14 protein-coding genes are annotated in these 16,955 nt (G+C 68.5%); all 14 read right to left on the bottom strand.

The annotated features are described in order from the left end of the window. Window positions 1–14: 14 nt before the first annotated feature. Window positions 15–3,521 (bottom strand): DNA-directed RNA polymerase subunit beta, encoded by a 3,507-nt coding sequence (locus KZJ41_RS20105; RefSeq protein ID WP_029545057.1) that lies wholly within the window; start codon window positions 3,519–3,521, stop codon window positions 15–17. A 341-nt stretch (window positions 3,522–3,862) separates the two neighbouring features. Then, a complete protein-coding gene (locus KZJ41_RS20110) occupies window positions 3,863–4,750 on the bottom strand; it encodes a hypothetical protein (protein WP_006931294.1) in 888 nt (295 codons plus the stop codon). A 20-nt stretch (window positions 4,751–4,770) separates the two neighbouring features. Then, on the bottom strand, window positions 4,771–5,364 hold the full coding sequence (locus KZJ41_RS20115; protein WP_006931296.1) for a hypothetical protein: 594 nt from the start codon (window positions 5,362–5,364) through the stop codon (window positions 4,771–4,773). Between the two features lie 95 nt (window positions 5,365–5,459). Next, window positions 5,460–6,707 (bottom strand): MCE family protein, encoded by a 1,248-nt coding sequence (locus tag KZJ41_RS20120; RefSeq protein WP_029545063.1) that lies wholly within the window; start codon window positions 6,705–6,707, stop codon window positions 5,460–5,462. Next, window positions 6,707–7,987, bottom strand: a complete 1,281-nt coding sequence (locus KZJ41_RS20125; RefSeq protein WP_006931303.1) for an MCE family protein — start codon at window positions 7,985–7,987, stop codon at window positions 6,707–6,709. The genes KZJ41_RS20120 and KZJ41_RS20125 overlap by 1 nt, the downstream gene beginning before the upstream one ends. Beyond that, window positions 7,984–9,234 (bottom strand): MCE family protein, encoded by a 1,251-nt coding sequence (locus KZJ41_RS20130; RefSeq protein WP_006931305.1) that lies wholly within the window; start codon window positions 9,232–9,234, stop codon window positions 7,984–7,986. Before KZJ41_RS20130 ends, KZJ41_RS20125 begins: the two co-directional genes overlap by 4 nt. After that, window positions 9,234–10,229 carry an MCE family protein gene (locus tag KZJ41_RS20135; protein WP_003937627.1) on the bottom strand — a complete coding sequence of 332 codons (996 nt, stop codon included), beginning with the start codon at window positions 10,227–10,229 and terminating at the stop codon, window positions 9,234–9,236. The genes KZJ41_RS20130 and KZJ41_RS20135 overlap by 1 nt, the downstream gene beginning before the upstream one ends. Then, complete coding sequence (locus KZJ41_RS20140) at window positions 10,226–11,305, bottom strand: MCE family protein (RefSeq protein WP_006931307.1); 1,080 nt, start codon at window positions 11,303–11,305, stop codon at window positions 10,226–10,228. The genes KZJ41_RS20135 and KZJ41_RS20140 overlap by 4 nt, the downstream gene beginning before the upstream one ends. Beyond that, the gene (locus KZJ41_RS20145) at window positions 11,302–12,669 is read right to left on the bottom strand and encodes an MCE family protein (protein ID WP_251549463.1); all 1,368 of its coding nucleotides are present in this window, start codon (window positions 12,667–12,669) and stop codon (window positions 11,302–11,304) included. The genes KZJ41_RS20140 and KZJ41_RS20145 overlap by 4 nt, the downstream gene beginning before the upstream one ends. Continuing rightward, window positions 12,666–13,526, bottom strand: a complete 861-nt coding sequence (locus tag KZJ41_RS20150) for an ABC transporter permease (protein ID WP_029545068.1) — start codon at window positions 13,524–13,526, stop codon at window positions 12,666–12,668. Before KZJ41_RS20150 ends, KZJ41_RS20145 begins: the two co-directional genes overlap by 4 nt. Before the next feature lie 4 nt (window positions 13,527–13,530). Then, a complete protein-coding gene (locus KZJ41_RS20155) occupies window positions 13,531–14,331 on the bottom strand; it encodes an ABC transporter permease (RefSeq protein ID WP_006931311.1) in 801 nt (266 codons plus the stop codon). An 8-nt stretch (window positions 14,332–14,339) separates the two neighbouring features. Then, window positions 14,340–15,437, bottom strand: a complete 1,098-nt coding sequence (locus tag KZJ41_RS20160) for an ABC transporter ATP-binding protein (protein ID WP_029545069.1) — start codon at window positions 15,435–15,437, stop codon at window positions 14,340–14,342. A gap of 318 nt (window positions 15,438–15,755) precedes the next feature. Continuing rightward, window positions 15,756–16,142 (bottom strand): 50S ribosomal protein L7/L12, encoded by a 387-nt coding sequence (gene rplL, locus KZJ41_RS20165; RefSeq protein WP_006940888.1) that lies wholly within the window; start codon window positions 16,140–16,142, stop codon window positions 15,756–15,758. Window positions 16,143–16,247: 105 nt separating this feature from the next. Next, the gene (gene rplJ, locus KZJ41_RS20170; RefSeq protein WP_006940886.1) at window positions 16,248–16,781 is read right to left on the bottom strand and encodes a 50S ribosomal protein L10; all 534 of its coding nucleotides are present in this window, start codon (window positions 16,779–16,781) and stop codon (window positions 16,248–16,250) included. Window positions 16,782–16,955: the final 174 nt, after the last annotated feature.

Raw genomic sequence — 16,955 nt, forward strand, 5'->3', positions numbered from 1 at the left:
CATCGGGTCGGCTCCTAGTTCGCGAGGTCGTCGACCGTGGCCGACTCGTTGCGGGAAAGGTTGATGCCCAGGTTGGCCGCCGCCCGCTCGAGGTCCTCGTCGTCGCCGTCGGCCATCGCGATGGCCGCGCCGTCGCTGGACAGCACCTCCACGTTCAGGCACAGCGACTGGAGCTCCTTGAGGAGCACCTTGAAGGACTCGGGGATGCCCGGCTCCGGGATGTTCTCGCCCTTCACGATGGCCTCGTAGACCTTCACGCGGCCCACCACGTCGTCCGACTTGATGGTGAGCAGCTCCTGCAGCGTGTACGCCGCACCGTAGGCCTGCATGGCCCAGCACTCCATCTCACCGAAGCGCTGGCCACCGAACTGCGCCTTACCACCGAGCGGCTGCTGGGTGATCATCGAGTACGGGCCGGTCGAACGCGCGTGGATCTTGTCGTCGACCAGGTGGTGCAGCTTGATGATGTACATGTAGCCGACCGACACCGGGTACGGGAACGGCTCGCCGGAGCGACCGTCGAACAGCGTCGCCTTGCCGTCGGGGCCGACCATGACCTCGCCGTCGCGGTTCGGCAGCGTGGAGCCCAGCAGGCCCGTCAGCTCGTCCTCGCGGGCACCGTCGAACACCGGGGTGGCGATGTTGGTGTTCGGCTCGGCGGCGAGCATGTCGTCGGACAGGTTCTTCGCCCACTCCGGACGCTCACCGTCCCCGGCCACCTGGACGTTCCAGCCGGCCTTGCCGATCCAGCCGAGATGCGTCTCGAGGATCTGGCCGATGTTCATACGACGCGGAACACCGTGGGTGTTGAGGATGATGTCGACCGGGGTGCCGTCGGGCAGGAACGGCATGTCCTCCTGCGGGAGGATCTTGCCGATGACGCCCTTGTTGCCGTGCCGGCCGGCGAGCTTGTCGCCGTCCTGGATCTTGCGCTTCTGCGCCACGTACACGCGGACCAGCTCGTTGACACCCGGGGGCAGATCGTCGTCGTCCTCGCGCGAGAACACGCGGACGCCGATGACCTTGCCGGTCTCGCCGTGCGGCACCTTCAGCGACGTGTCGCGCACCTCGCGGGCCTTCTCGCCGAAGATCGCGCGCAGCAGCCGCTCCTCGGGGGTCAGCTCGGTCTCGCCCTTCGGGGTGACCTTGCCGACGAGGATGTCGCCGTCGCGCACCTCGGCACCGATGCGCACGATGCCGCGCTCGTCGAGGTCCGCGAGGACCTCGTCGGAGACGTTGGGGATGTCGCGGGTGATCTCCTCGGCACCGAGCTTGGTGTCGCGGGCGTCGATCTCGTGCTCCTCGATGTGGATCGAGGTGAGCACGTCCTCCTCCACGAGGCGCTGCGACAGGATGATCGCGTCCTCGTAGTTGTGGCCTTCCCACGGCATGATCGCCACGAGCAGGTTCTTGCCGAGCGCCATCTCACCGTTCTCGGTGCAGGGGCCGTCGGCGAGGACCTGGCCGGACTCGACGCGCTGGCCCTCGTCCACGATCGGCCGCTGGTTCGAGCAGGTGCCCTGGTTCGAGCGGTCGAACTTGCGCAGCCGGTAGGTGCGACGGGTGCCGTCGTCGGCCATCACGGTGATGAAGTCGGCCGAGACCTCCTCGATCACGCCCGACTTCTCGGTGACGACGACGTCGCCGGCATCGACGGCGGCACGCAGCTCCATGCCGGTACCGACGACCGGGGCCTCGTTGCGCACCAGCGGCACGGCCTGACGCTGCATGTTCGCACCCATGAGGGCACGGTTGGCGTCGTCGTGCTCGAGGAACGGGATCATGGCCGTGGCCACGGACACCATCTGCCGCGGCGAGACGTCCATGTAGTCGACCTCGGTCGCCGCGACGAACTCGACCTCGCCGCCCTTCTTGCGGACGAGGACGCGCTCCTCGGTGAAGCGGCCGTCGGCGTCGACCGGCGAGTTGGCCTGCGCCACGACGTGGCGGTCCTCCTCGTCGGCGGTCAGGTAGTCGACCTGGTCGGTGACGATGCCGCCCTCGACCTTGCGGTACGGCGTCTCGATGAAACCGAACGGGTTGACCCGCGCGTACACCGACAGGGAGCCGATCAGGCCGATGTTCGGGCCTTCCGGCGTCTCGATCGGGCACATGCGGCCGTAGTGCGAGTGGTGGACGTCGCGGACCTCGAGGCCGGCCCGCTCACGGGACAGACCACCGGGGCCGAGCGCCGAGAGGCGGCGCTTGTGGGTCAGGCCCGACAGCGGGTTGTTCTGGTCCATGAACTGCGACAGCTGGGAGGTTCCGAAGAACTCCTTGATCGCGGCCACGACGGGACGGATGTTGATCAGCGTCTGCGGCGTGATGGCCTCGACGTCCTGGGTGGTCATCCGCTCGCGGACGACGCGCTCCATGCGGGACAGGCCGACGCGGATCTGGTTCTGGATGAGCTCGCCGACGGTGCGCAGGCGACGGTTGCCGAAGTGGTCGATGTCGTCGACCTCGACGGGAACCTCGACGCCGCCGGGCGCCGTCATGGTGGTCTCGCTCGCGTGCAGGCGCACCAGGTACTCGATCGTGGCGACGATGTCTTCCTCGGTGAGGGTCGACGCCTCGATCGGCTGGCCGGCGTTCAGGCCCAGCTTCTTGTTGATCTTGTAACGTCCCACGCGCGCCAGGTCGTAGCGCTTGTCCTTGAAGAAGAGGTTCTCCAGCAGGGTCTGCGCGCTCTCCTTGGTGGGCGGCTCGCCCGGGCGCAGCTTGCGGTAGATGTCGAGCAGCGCCTCGTCGGTGCCGGCCGTGTTGTCCTTCTCGAGGGTGGACATCATGATCTCGGAGAAGCCGAAGCGCTCGACGATCTGCTCGTTGGTCCAGCCGAGGGCCTTGAGCAGCACGGTGACCGGCTGGCGGCGCTTGCGGTCGATCCGCACGCCGACGGTGTCGCGCTTGTCGACGTCGAACTCGAGCCACGCGCCGCGGCCCGGGATCACCTTGACGCTGTGCAGGTCCTTCTCGGTGCTCTTGTCGACCGCGCGGTCGAAGTACACGCCCGGGGAGCGCACCAGCTGCGAGACGACGACACGCTCGGTGCCGTTGATGATGAAGGTGCCCTTGTCGGTCATCATCGGGAAGTCACCCATGAAGACCGTCTGGCTCTTGATCTCGCCGGTGTTGTTGTTGATGAACTCGGCAGTGACGAACAGCGGCGCCGCGTACGTCATGTCCTTGTCCTTGCACTCCTCGACCGAGGCCTTGACCTCGTCGAAGCGCGGATCGGAGAAGGACAGGGACATCGACCCGGAGAAGTCCTCGATCGGAGAGAGCTCCGCCAGGATCTCCTCGAGGCCACCGACGACGGGGCCGTCACCGCGCTCGGCAGCGAGCGCGCGCCAGCGCTCCGAGCCGATCAGCCATTCGAAGGAATCTGTCTGTAGATCGAGGAGCCCAGGGACTTCGAGAGGTTCGCGAATCTTCGCGAACGACACCCTCTTCGGGGCTCCGGGGATTCCGGCAACTGCCTTGGTCTGGCTAGAGACTGCCAAGATGCGTCCTTCCAGCACCTCACGCGGGCCGCTCCAACCGGTGCGACCGCCGCTGTACCTGCTTCTTCATGTGGGGCGTTATCGCTGGTCGCAACCCGAACGACAACCCCACCACGAAGTCGGCGGAACGAGCCCCGAAGGGCAACGCTCCCGGCGATGCGGTCGAAGGATGGACAGGAGGCAGCCAGCGCAAAGTCCGAACTTACACCCAAAAGTCGCAGATGTCGAGCGACGGCACGAAAAGAAGCGCCCGACCCCGGGCGCCCAGGACGCGTATTCGTGCGTGCGTACCGATAGAGTGACCGCTCACGCCGCCCGCGTCAAGAGCAACCAGGCCGATTGTCCCGTCGGAACGTCCGTCACCGGTCCCGGATCTCGGAGACCAGCCACTTGCCGTCGATCCTCTCCATCCGCACCAGCAGCGGCGCCGACGCACTGCCCTGGGCGACCGCGTCGCCCGTCGCGCTGACGCTGATGAACGCCGCGACCTCGGCGCGGTCGTCGTCGAGCATCGACGCACCGATGTGGTCGATCCGCACCTCCGTCGCGGTGTGCGTCTGCACCGCGGCCTGCTTGGTGACCTCCGCGGTCAGGTCGAACTCCTCCCGCATCGGCGGGGTGAGGACCTCGCGGATCTCGGCGAAGTCCTGGTCGATCGTCTCGTGGTTGTAGCCGTGCATCGTCTCGATCGCATGGCCGGCGGCAGCGGTGACCTCCGCCGTCGCGGCGCTGTCGACCCACGCCTCGTTGCTCACCGTCGCACCGGGACGGGCGGCAGCGACCGCGGCGAACGCACCGAGTGCGACCGCGGCACCGCCGAGGATCGCCACCGGGCGCCAGCTGCCGCGCGCGACGGTGCCGCCGGGCTGCTCCCCCGGCTCCCGCTCCGCTCCGGCGTCCTCGACCGGTGCCGGCGTGCGCAGGCCGGGAGCGCTCTTGCGGGCCGTCTCGGACCCGGAAGCCGTGGGGGCTTTCCCGGCCGGCTCCACCGGGGCCGGTGTGGGCGCCTGCGGCGCGGTGGTCGCGGACGGCTCGGACCCGGTCGCCGCGGGCCCGGTGGTCGCGGGCCCGGTCGTCGCGGGCCCGGTCACCGAGGACCCGGTGGTCGCGGGCTCGGTCGTCGCGGGCTCGGGGGTCTCGGGGCGGGCGGCACCGCCCGGGGCCGGGGTCCGGCCCGTTCCCGCGATCTTGGGCCGCCGGCCCCTCGGGGGACCCATCGGATTGGGCTTGCGACGCTGCGGGGGCACTACACACTCTCCTTCATGGCTCACTCGCCTCCGGCGGATCCGGGATCGGCCGGTGCAGGCGCAGGAGCGCCCGGGGCGGGCGCGGGATCGGCCGGCGGCGCGGGTTGCTGCGCTCCTTCCACGGGCCCGCCGCCGAGCTGCACCGAGTCCAGCGGCTGGATCGTCTCCGCCTTCCAGATGTCGCCGTCCTTGCGCATCGCCACGTTCACGGTGACCTTGTTCTCGACGAAGTTGTCGGGCCAGGTGGTCTTCACCGCCAGGACGATCAGGGCGTTCGCCGTGTTCGCGTCCGTGTCCAGCGCCGTCAGGGAGCCGAACAGCACGTTCGCCGACATGCCCGTGCCCGTCTGTGCCACCTGCTGACGGATCTGCTGCTCCGTCGCGGCCAGGTCGTTGTTCAGGGCCTCACCGGTGATCGACGAACGCATGTTCTCGATCGACCGGTCGACGTCGGCGGCGTCGACGCTGTTGAGGTTGATCGCGGCCTGCATCGCCCCGGACAGGGCGGCGTCCCGCGCATCGGCCGTCGGGCGGTCGGCGAGCAGGGCCCGCCCCCATCCGAAGCCGAACCAGGCGGCCGCCACGAGGGCGATCACCGCCAGCACGCTCACCACTGCCAGGACGATCCTGCGTATCTTGTCGCCGCCCGCCCCCGCCGTCTGCGGGGGACGGGACGTCGTGTCTGCGGTCACTGCACCAACCTACTTACCTACTTCGGGGTGACTCCGAGCAACGGCGCGAGCTGCGTCGCGATCGGATTCAGATTGAGCTTGTCCGGATCCTGCTTCGGCGTGAAGTCCCACGGCTGGATCGTCGCCGGGTCGGCGAACACGATCCGGTTCGCGCTCCGCACGCCGGTGACGCTGCCCTGCGGGGCCTCACAGGACGCCTCCGTGTTGAACGGAAAGTCCTGTTGGGTGTCGTCGAAGTTGGGATCCCGGCGCTGCATCTCGTCGAGGATCGCCTGAGTGCCCTCGTACCCGAGGGTGCACGACGGCGGGTTGTTCGTCTCGAGCAGGATGCCCTGCCGGACCGTGCCGTCGCCGGGCGCCACCGTCCCGGCGCTGGCCGCCACGGCCGGCAGGAACGCGAGCAGCGGCTGCAACGCGACCGCCTGCGGGCCGAGCTTGTCGCCGAGCAGCGCCAGGTTCGTCAGGTTCGCCGTCAGGCCGGGGCCCGAGTCCGCGACCAGCTGCGTGAGCTCCTCGCTCGCCGCCGTCCCGGTCTCGAGGAGGCGACGGACGTCCGGGTCGCTGTCGCGCAGCTGCGCGGTCACCAGGTCCAGATCCGCGCTGAACTGCCGGATCGCCGACGCCTGCACCGACTGGGTGTCGAGCACCGTTTGGCTGTCGCGGATCAGCGACACCGTCTGCGGCAGGTACTGCACTCCGGCGTCGCTGAGCTGGGCCAGGGAGTCCACGAGGGTCTGCAGCTGGCCACCGCGGCCGTCGAACGCCGCCCCCAGCTCGGTCACCACCGTGCGCAGCGAGTCCACCGGCACCGACCGGACGAGCGCGTTCGTGCTCACCAGCAGGTCCTGCACGGGCACGGGCACGTCGGTGGCGTCCTGGCCGATGACCGATCCCGCTTCGAGGTAGGGGCCCTCGTCGGTATCCGGTTGCAGATCGACGTACTGCTCGCCGATCGCCGACCGGTTCGCCACCACGGCACGGGTGGACGCGGGGATCTGCGGCCCGCCGTTGTCGAGGAGCAGCGTGACGTCGATGCCGTCCTCGGTCAGGCCGAGCTCGCCGACCCGCCCCACCGGCACGCCCCGGTAGGTGACCTCGGCGTTGGTGAAGATGCCGCCCGAATCGGCGAACCGTGCGTGGACGGTGTACTGCCCGAACCCGAGCAGGTTGTCGAGGCGGACGTACCGCGCGCCGACGAACACCACCCCGAGCAGCGCGATCACCACGAACGCGACCAGCTGTATCCGCAGCATTCGCGATCTCATCATCGCCCTCCCCCGACTCCGAGCTGGTTCAACAGGCCCTCCAGCGGATTGGCCGGCGCCGGGTCGTCGCCGGTGTCCGCCGCCGCGGCCGGCTGACCGGGCAGCGTCACCCCCGGAGGCAGTTCGAGTCCCACGGGCAGCTTCGGCGCCGGCAGCACCGGCAGCAGCGAGACCGTCGGCCAGCCCGGCCTCGGCCCGTTGCCGTTGTAGTACGGGTTCGACGGATCCACGACGGGCTTGGGCTCGCCGAACTTCGGCTGCCGGTAGACCGGCTCGCCCTGACCGACGCCGAGCGAGGCCAGCGCGTCCCCGATCTGCAGGTCCACGGCGAGGAACAGGTTGACCGAGCCACCGAGGGCGATCTTCTCGACCCCGTCGGGGAACGGCACCGTCGGGATGAACGGCAGCGCCTTCACCAGATCGTCGCCGGAAGCGGCGAGCTGCTGCAGGGTGGGGCGCAGGGCCAGCAGGTCGGCGATGAGGTCCTCCTTGGACTGGTCGAGCACGTCGGTGCCCACCGTCCCCAGGCGGTCGAGCTGACCGAGCAGTTCGGTCAGCTGGGGCCGCTGCTGTTCGAGCACCGCGGTGGCCACCGGCAGGTCGTCGAGGATCGCCGCGATGCGGTCGTTCTGTTCCGCGACCCGGACGGTGAGCACATCGAGGCCGTCGAGGGCGCGGGTGATGTCGTCGCGCTGCTGGTTGAGACCGTCGATGAGCCGATCCGCCTGTTGCAGAAGGCTCTTCGTGGTGCCTTCCCGGCCCTCGAACGCGGTGGACAGCTCCTCGACCACCGGCTGCAGCTGGCCGACGCCGCCGCCGTTGAGCAGCAGCGAGAGGGCGCCGAGCACGGGCTCGAGTTCCGTGGCGTGCCGGGTCCGGTCCAGCGGAATGACGTCGCCGTCGGCGAGCAGTTCGCGCGACGGGTCGCTCGGCGGCGGACTGAGCTGGACGAACTTCTCGCCCAGCAGACTGGTCTGTTCCACCGCGGCATACGCGTTGGCCGGCAGCTCCACTGCCGAGTCGACCACGATCCCGACGTCGGCGGTCCACCCGTCGGGACCGACGGAGACCGTCTCCACCCGGCCGACGGGCACGCCGTCCACCTTGACTGTGGACTGCGGCACGAGGTCGAGCACGTCGTCGAACTGCACGGTCACGTGGATCGGGTCGGACCCGACGTCCGCACCACCGGGCAGGGGGAGGCTCGCGGCCCCGCCGCACCCCGACACCGCCAGGGCCGTCACGCAGGCCCCGGCACCGAGAATCGCCGAGCGTCTCACTGTCCGCCCCTCTCCAGGTCCAGGCGCGGCGACTCGACACCGGGCACCGTGCCGGGAACCACCCGGCGCTGGATGTTCTCGCCGCTCAGGACGCCGAACGGCAGGATCAGATCCGGCGTCCGGACGTCGTTGGTGATCTGCTCGGCGAGGCCGGAACACTGATCGATCAGCGGCTGCATCTGCCGGCCGAGCTGCTCGAACCTCGGGTCACCCGGCACGAGCCGACCGAGGTCGATGAGCTTGCACATCACGCCCGCCGGATCCTGCAGATCGGTCACCACCAGACGGGAGGCGAGCGACCCGGACTCCGCGTCGTAGGAGTTGACGAGGTTGCTCACCGCCAGGGGCAGCAGGGTCAGCGAGTTCACCAGCGAATCCCGGTTGGCGGCAAGGTTGTTCGTCACCGGGACCAGAGCGTCCACGTTGTCCTTCAACGCCGCCTGATTGTCGTTGACGAACTGCGCGACCACCCCGAGCGACTCCGACAGCTGGTTCAGCGCGAGCCCGAGATTCTCCCGCTCGCCGGCCAGATAGCCCGACAGGTCCGACAGCTGCGCGTTGAACTCGCGCACCTGCTGATCGTTGGCCGCCAGCGCGGACACGAAGATCTGCAGGTTCTCGATGGTGCCGAACAGGTCGCCGCGCGACTCGTTGAGCGTGCGCGACGCGGCGGAGAGCTGCTCGATGGTCTGGCCGAGCGCGGCACCGTTGCCTTCGAGATTCTCGGCGCCGGTCTCCACGAAGCGCGTCAGTGCGCCGTCCTTGTTGGCGCCCTCGGGACCGAGCGCCCGCGACAGCTCGTCGACGCTGGCGTACAGCTGGTCCACCTCCACCGGGGTGGCGGTCCGTTCCCGCGGGATGACGGCGCCGTCGGCCATCGTCTCGCCGCCGGTGTACACCGGGGCGAGCTGCACGTAGCGGTCCGCGACGACCGACGGGGTGATCTGCACGGCCTTGGCGTCGGCGGGGATGTCGACGCCGCGGTCGACCCGCATGTCCACCCGCACCTGGTCCCCTTCGGGGACGACCGCGGTGACCTTGCCGACCTCGACGCCGAGGACCCGGACACCGGACCCCTCGTACACCCCGACGGCCTTGTCGAAGTAGGCCGTGATCTCGGTGGTTCCCATGCGGTTGAAGACCCACCACAGCACACCGGCGATCAGTACCACGGCCGCGGTGATCGCGGCGATCAGCAGCACCATCGGGCCGCGCCGTGAGCCGCCACCGGACTCGGCATGCGACATCAGTTCTCTCCCAACGTGCGAACCGGATCGCGGTATCCGGGGATCTCCGGCAATCCGGGCGGAATGAGGTTCACGACGACCTGGTCGAACCAGCGGCCGTTGCCGACGACATTCGAGTACAGCCGGACGAACGGCTCGTACAGCTTCATCGCGCGGTCGAGATCGTCGTTGCGGTCCTGCAGGATCTGCACCACTCCCCGGAGCTGGTCGAGCGCCGGGCCGATCGTCGCCTCGTTGTCGCGGACCAGACCGGTCAGCTCGGCAGACAGCCGCTGCGTGCCCGTCAGCAGCTGCGAGATGGCCTGCTGCCGGTTGTTGAGTTCTGCGATCAGCAGGGCGCCGTCGCTGATCAGCCGGTTGAACTCCGCGTTGCGGTCGGCGAGGATCTGCGAGGTCCGGCCGGTCGCCTCGAGCAGCCGTTTGAGCTCCTGGTCCCGGCTCGCAACGGTCTGCGAGAGCCGGGTGACTCCGTCGAGCGAGGCCCGGATGTCGTCCGGTGTCTGCGAGAACGCCTCCGAGAGCGTGTCGAAGCTCGTGGCCAGCTGTTCCGAGTCGATCTCGCCCAGAGTGGTGGCCGCGGACGAGAACGCCTCGATCACGTCGTACGGGGCTACGGTGCGCGACAACGGGATCCGATCATCCGGGTCGAGCACCTCGGTGCCCCGCGGCTCGAGGGCGAGGTACTTCTGGCCGAGGATCGTCTTGATCTGGATCGAGGCCGAGGTGTCGTTGCCGAGCCAGGCGTCCTTGACCTTGAACGACACGAGCACCCGGTCCCCGTCGAGCTCGATGTCGGTGACCTGACCGACCTTGACTCCGGCGATGCGCACCTCGTTGGTGGGCTTGAGGCCGGCCGCCTCGGTGAACTCCGCGCGGTAGGTGGCGCCGGCCCCGATGATCGGCAGCGAATCCAGGAAGAACGCCGACAGGGTGGCCAGCAGGACCACGAGAATCCCGAGGGCGCCGGACACGGCCGGACTGCGACGTCTGCTCATCGTCCCTGCAACTCCTGCATCCCGTCCTGCGTGCACCGCTTGGCGGCGTTGGTGTAGATCGGCTGGTTCACCGTGGGCAGGCCGGTCGGCAGGTTCAGGTACGGAACCGAACCCGGGCCGGCGATCACGTCGATGCCGCACAGGTAGAACTGGAACCACGACCCGTAGCTCGCGACCCGGCCCAGCTTCTCGAGCTTGACCGGAAGGGTGGCGAGGACCTCGTCGACCGCGTCGCGGTTGCTGTTCAGGTTCGCCCCGAGCTGCTGCACCGCCGTGACGGAGCCGGCGATGGCCGGCCGGGTCGGCTCGAGCAGATCGGCCGTCGCGTCCGTCAGCCCGGCCAGCGACTGCACGGCCGCACCCACCGTGTCGCGGTCGGCGGCCAGCCCGCTGACCAGCGCCTGCGTGTTGACGAGCAACGAGTCGAGCTGATCGTCCCGCTCGTTGATGTTGGTGAGCACCGAGTTCAGGTTGTCGATGACCGCACCGATGACCCGGTCCTTGTCGGCGATCGTGTTGGTCAGGCTCGCCGTCGTGCGCACCAGGTCGTCGATGGTTCCGGCCTCGCCCTGGAACACCTGGACTATCTGCGACGACAGCGTGTTGACGTCCTCGGCGCTCAGGGTCTGGAACAGGGGCCGGAACCCGTTGAACAGGGTGGTCAGGTTCACGGCCGGCTTGGTGCGCTCCAGCGGGATGGTGTCGCCGCCGGTCAGCTTCATCCCCTGCATGCCCTCGCCCTGGTCGAGGGCGATGTAGCGCTGGCCGACGAGCGTCCGGTAGCGGATCGTCGCGGTCGTCGCGGCGGGCAGCCAGTCCCGGTCGGACATCGAGAACGTCACGCGCGCCTCGCGCCGGTCGACGATCTCGATCTTCTCGACCTGGCCGACGCGGACGCCGGCGATTCGGATGTCGTCGCCCTCGTTGAGCGACGTCACGTCCGTGAAGATCGCGTGGAATTTCGTGCCTCCGCCGCCGCCGAGGCTCGCGATGGTCGCCGCGAGCATTCCGGTGGCGAGGATCGTGACCACGGCGAAGACGATCAGCTTGATCAGCGGTGCTGCCAGGCCTCTCATCGGAAGCTCACCTCCGTTCCACGCAGTGCGGGCGCGCCCAGGCGCGTCGTCCAGGTCGGCACGTCCTCGGGCGCGATGCCCGCCGCCTCCGCGTACACGACGCCGAGGGCGTCCTGCTCGGCCCGCGACCCGGTGTACGAGACCTGCGTCGTCGCCGGGGTCGTCCCGATCAGCTCGCCGACGTCGTCCGGCACCCCGGACCCCTCGGGGGCCGGGAAGTACGACATGGTCTCCGGGCCCGGGTTGCGGGACGGCACCTGGTAGGAGCCGTCGTTGATCGAACCGCCGGGGTACTGCGGGAAGAACCGGCCCGGGGCCGTGACGTTGTCGTAGCAGGTGGGGCCGCGGACGTCGAGCAGGCGCGGCTCGTCCTGGTTCGGCAGGTACCGGCCCTTCGGATTGACGAACTGGACGCTCGCCCGCACGCCGGGGAACGGGTCGTCGGCCGCGAGCACCCCCGCAGCCGCGGGTGCCGCGTCGGCGAAGCCCTTCAGCATGCACGGGTACGACGGCGAGTACCGGGCCAGCAACTGCAGGGCCTGCTTGGAGTCGGCGGCGATGCTGATGATCGAGCCGGCGTTCTGCTCGAGCAGCCCGGCGGTCGCCGACGACGCCCCCGTCGCCGTGACCAGCAGAGTCTCGAGCTGGTTCTCCTGTTCCACCACGGTGTTGCCGGTGGTGCGCAGGTTGTCGAGGGCGCTGATCAGATCGGGCGCGGCGTCGGAGTAGGTCTGGGAGAAGTCCGCGAGCCCGCGCAGGTCCTCCTGCACGGCCGGGAGCTCCACGTTCACCTCGCGGAACACCTGCTCGAGCCGGTCCACGGTCTGCCCGAGGGTCTCGCCGCGGCCGCTCAGGCCCTGGGCCAGGGCGCCGAGGGTGTTCGCGAGATCCTGCGGTGGGATGGCCTCGAGCAGGGGCAGCAGCCCGTCGAGCACCTCGCCGAGTTCGACGGTCTCGGCGCTCGTGTCCTGCATCAGGGTGTCCCCCGCCTGGATCGGGCGCGCCGGCCGGTCCGGGAGAATCAGCGAGACGTAACGCTCCCCGAACAACGTCTTCGGCAGCAGCTGTGCGGTCGCGTTCGCGGGGATCAGGCCGGCCTTGTCCGGTTCGAGCGCGAGATGTGCGGTCACCGTCCCGCTCTCGGCCGACGTGCCGCGGACCTCGCCGACGATCAGTCCGCGCACCTTCACGTCCGCGTTCATCGGCAGCGCGTTGCCGACCTCGTCGGTCACGAGGTCCACCTCGACGACCTTCTTGAACGTCTTGTTGTACATCGCGATGGTGACGAACAGGAACAGACCCAGCACGACGAAGAACAGCAGGCCGAGAACCCTCCGCTTGAGGGTCGAGGGAGTCGGGTTCATCCGGCCACCCTCACGGTCGTGGTGGTGCCCCAGATGGCGAGGCTGAGGAAGAAGTCGAGCACGGCGATCGTGACGATCGCGGTGCGCACCGCACGGCCGACGGCCACGCCGACGCCCGCGGGTCCCCCGCTGGCGTTGAAGCCGTAGTAGCAGTGGATGAGGATCAGGAAGAAGGCGAAGACGAGGACCTTCCCGAAGGAGTACAGCACGTCCTCGGGCGGCAGGAACAGATTGAAGTAGTGGTCGTACGAACCCGACGACTGCCCGTTGAACAGGGTGCTGATCACGCGTGTCGCGAGGTACGCGGCGAGCAGGCCGATGATGTACAGCGGGATGACGGCGACGAAACCGGCGATCATCCGGGAGGTGACGAGGAACGGCACCGACGGCACCGCCATCACCTCGAGCGCGTCGATCTCCTCGCTGATCCGCATCGCACCGAGCTGGGCGGTGAAGCCACAGCCCACCGTCGCCGACAGCGCCAGGGCCGCGACGATCGGGGCGAGTTCACGCGTGTTGACGTACGCCGACAGGAAGCCGGTGAGCACCGAGGAGCCGAGCTGCTCGAGGGCGGCGTAGCCCTGCAGACCCACGACGACGCCGGTGAAACCGGACATCATGGCGATGACACCGATGGTGCCGCCGATGACGGCGAGCGCGCCGCTGCCGAAGGTGACCTCGGCGAGCAGCCGCAGCACCTCCTTGCGGTAGTGGACGAGGGTGCGCGGGGTCCACGCGATGGCCCGCGCGTAGAACGACATCTGGTCGCCTGCCCGATCCAGCATGTCGAGAGGAGCGCGCACGATTCTGCGCCCGCGGAGCCAGATGACGTCTCCGCGGCCCTTTGCGATTGTCATCGAGTCAGGATCCCTTCGCCGGAACGATCTGCAGGTACACCATCGTCAGGATCAGGTTCGCGAAGAACAACAGAAGGAAGGTGATGACGACGGTCTGGTTGACGGCCTCGCCGACCCCCTTCGGTCCGGCACCGGGGTGCAGGCCCTTGTAGGCCGCGACGACGCCGGCGATGACACCGAAGATCGCCGCCTTGATCTCGGCCACGTAGAGGTCGGGCAACTGGGCGAGGGCCGAGAAGGACGCCAGGTAGGCGCCCGGGGTACCGCCCTGCAGGATCACGTTGAAGAAGTAGCCGCCGGCGATGCCGACGACGGAGACGAGTCCGTTGAGCAGCAGCGCGATGAGAACCATCGCGAGCACGCGCGGGACCACCAGGCGTTGCACGGGGTTGATGCCGAGCACCTCCATGGCATCGATCTCCTCGCGGATGGTGCGCGATCCGAGATCGGCGGTGACCGCGGAGCCGGCCGCGCCGGCGATCAGCAGCGCGGTCACGATGGGACTGCCCTGCTGGATCACGGCCAGCACGCTGGCGGCGCCGGTGAACGACTCCGCGCCGAGCTGCTTGATCAGCGACCCGGTCTGCAGCGAGACCACAGCGCCGAACGGGATTGCCACGAGGGCGGTGGGCAGGATCGTGACGCTCGCGATGAACCACGCCTGCTCGATGAACTCGCGGAACTGGAACGGCCGGCGGAAGGTGTTCCGCACGACGTCGACGAACAACTCGACGATGTTTCCGGCCTGGGTGAGTGCACCGTGTATCGGACGCACGAACGAGCTGGTGCCCGATCCGACCCCCATGTGTGCTCCTAGCTTCTGTGGCGGGCGGACTCGTCGTACCCGTGACCGGGGTACGCCGGGATGACCTGCGTGTCGTCGTCGCGGAAGGAATGCTCGGGGTAGGCCGGCGCGGCGTGCGTCCCGCCGGTCTCCTCGAAGGACTCGAGGATGGCCTGCTGGGCGGCCTCGGGCAGGGTGTGCAGGATGTGCCGCACCCGCTCCTGCCGGCGGGCGACGGCCTGCCGCTCGGGCATCCCCGGGGTGGCCTTCATCTGCGGCACGATGCCCTCGACGTCCTCCACCCCACCGGCGTGGTGCCCGGCGTCGACGAGGGCCTGCTCCTGTGCCATCGTCGCCTCGTCCTTCTCCTCCGACATCCCGATCGGCCCGATCATCGTGCCATTGAGGAACTGCTTGACCACCGGCTCGTCGCTGGTGAGCAGCACCTCGCGCGGACCGAACATCACCAGCTCCCGGCGGAACAGCATCCCGATGTTGTCCGGCACCGTCCGCGCCAGGTTGATGTTGTGCGAGACGATCAGGATCGTCGCGTCGATCTCGGCGTTGATGTCGATCAGGGTCTGGCTGATGTAGGTGGTGCGCACCGGATCCAGCCCCGAGTCCGGCTCGTCGACCAGGATGATCTGCGGATCGAGCACCAGCGCCCGCGCCAGCCCGGCCCGCTTGCGCATGCCGCCGGAGATCTCGCCCGGCAGCTTGTCCTCGGCGCCGAGCAGACCGACGAGCTCGAGCTTCTCCATCACGATCTTGCGGATCTCGGACTCGGACTTCTTCGTGTGCTCGCGCAGCGGGAACGCCACGTTGTCGTAGAGGTTCATCGACCCGAACAGCGCACCGTCCTGGAACAGCACCCCGAACAGCTTGCGGATCTCGTAGAGCTCCTTCGAGGAGCACTGCAGGATGTCGGTGCCGTCGATGACGATCGAGCCCCGCTCCGGCCGCAGCAGACCGATCAGCGACTTGAGGAACACCGACTTGCCCGTACCCGACGGGCCCAGCAGCGCCGACACCTCACCCGCCGGCAGCGTCAACGTCACGTCCTGCCAGATCCGCTGAGACCCGAAGGACTTCGTCAACCCCTCGACAGCTACTTCGACTCCCACCATTACCTCCGCACGGCTCGATGCTGTTCCCCACTGTGGATTGCGTCACTGTAGCGCATCGAAGTGTTACCTGTGACACGGGATCCTACTAGCGAGTAAGAACACAGGTCAACTCGGGCATAACCCCCTTCGATCAGGGGTATGACCTGCGCTTATGCCGTCCCCGTGCGGCACCGACGTCAACTTAGCGCGGATGGTTTCCGCGCGCTCGGCAAACCGGTCACGAATGCGCGAAAAGGCCGCTGCCCACGGACTCACGTCCGTGGGCAGCGGCCTTGCCGAAGCGCTCGACCGCGGTGCGGTCGGGCAGCCGGGTTCGTCTTACTTGACGGCGACCTTGGCGCCGGCCTCTTCGAGCTTCGCCTTGGCAGCCTCGGCGGCATCCTTGGCGACCTTCTCCAGGATCGGCTTCGGAGCACCCTCGACGAGGTCCTTGGCCTCCTTCAGGCCGAGGCCCGAGACGATCTCACGGACGACCTTGATGACCTGGATCTTCTTGTCGCCGGCACCCTCGAGGATGACGTCGAACTCGTCCTGCTCGGACTCGGCCTCGGCGGCGGCGGCCGGGGCACCGGCAGCGGCGACGGCGACCGGAGCGGCAGCGGTGACCTCGAAGGTCTCCTCGAAGGCCTTCACGAACTCCGAGAGCTCGAGGAGGGTCAGTTCCTTGAACGCGTCGAGCAGCTCTTCGGTGGTGAGCTTCGCCATGGTGGCGGTCCTTCCTTGTGGATCCCATGTCGCTGATCCGCGACCGGATGGGATGCGCGCCGGGGCGCGCGGGGTGGGTGGGTCAGTGATTCGCGATGGTGCGGATCAGCTTGCGGCAGACTCCTGGTCCGCCATCTTCTCCTGCAGAGCGGCCGCCAGACGGGCCACCTGCGAGGCAGGAGCGTTGAACAGGCCGGCGGCCTTTGCCAAGTTGCCCTTCATCGCGCCGGCGAGCTTGGCCAACAGCACCTCGCGGGACTCGAGGTCCGCGATCTGGTTGACCTGATCCACGGACAGCGCAGCGCCGTCCATGTAGCCGCCCTTGATGACGAGCGCCTTGTTGTCCTTCGCGAAGGTCTTCAGGGCCTTCGCAGCGTCGACCGGCTCGCCCTTGATGAACGCAATGGCGGTCGGTCCGACGAACAGGTCGTCAAGGCCCTCGACGCCCGCCTCTGCGGCGGCGCGCTTGACCAGGGTGTTCTTGGCGACGGAGTAGGTGGCACCCTCTCCGAGAGCGCGTCGCAGCTGCGTCAGACTGGTCACCGACAGACCACGGAACTCCGTGATCACGGCGGCCGTCGAGTCCTTGAACTGCTCGGTGATCTCCGCAACCGCAGAAACCTTCTCAGGCTTTGCCATACTTCGCCTCCTCTCAGTAACAGTCGTTTTCCCGCTCGGGAAGTTCCACTCGAAATCCGCAAAATGCAAAACGCCCCGGTGCAGGGCACACGGGGCGTACAGAGAGAAAGACGGCATCGCAACCGATGTCGTATCTCCCCTACCTCGTCCTCCTGCGTGGGCCGCCGGGCAATC

Source organism: Rhodococcus sp. 11-3 (assembly GCF_023704055.1).
Taxonomy (GTDB): domain Bacteria; phylum Actinomycetota; class Actinomycetes; order Mycobacteriales; family Mycobacteriaceae; genus Rhodococcus; species Rhodococcus aetherivorans.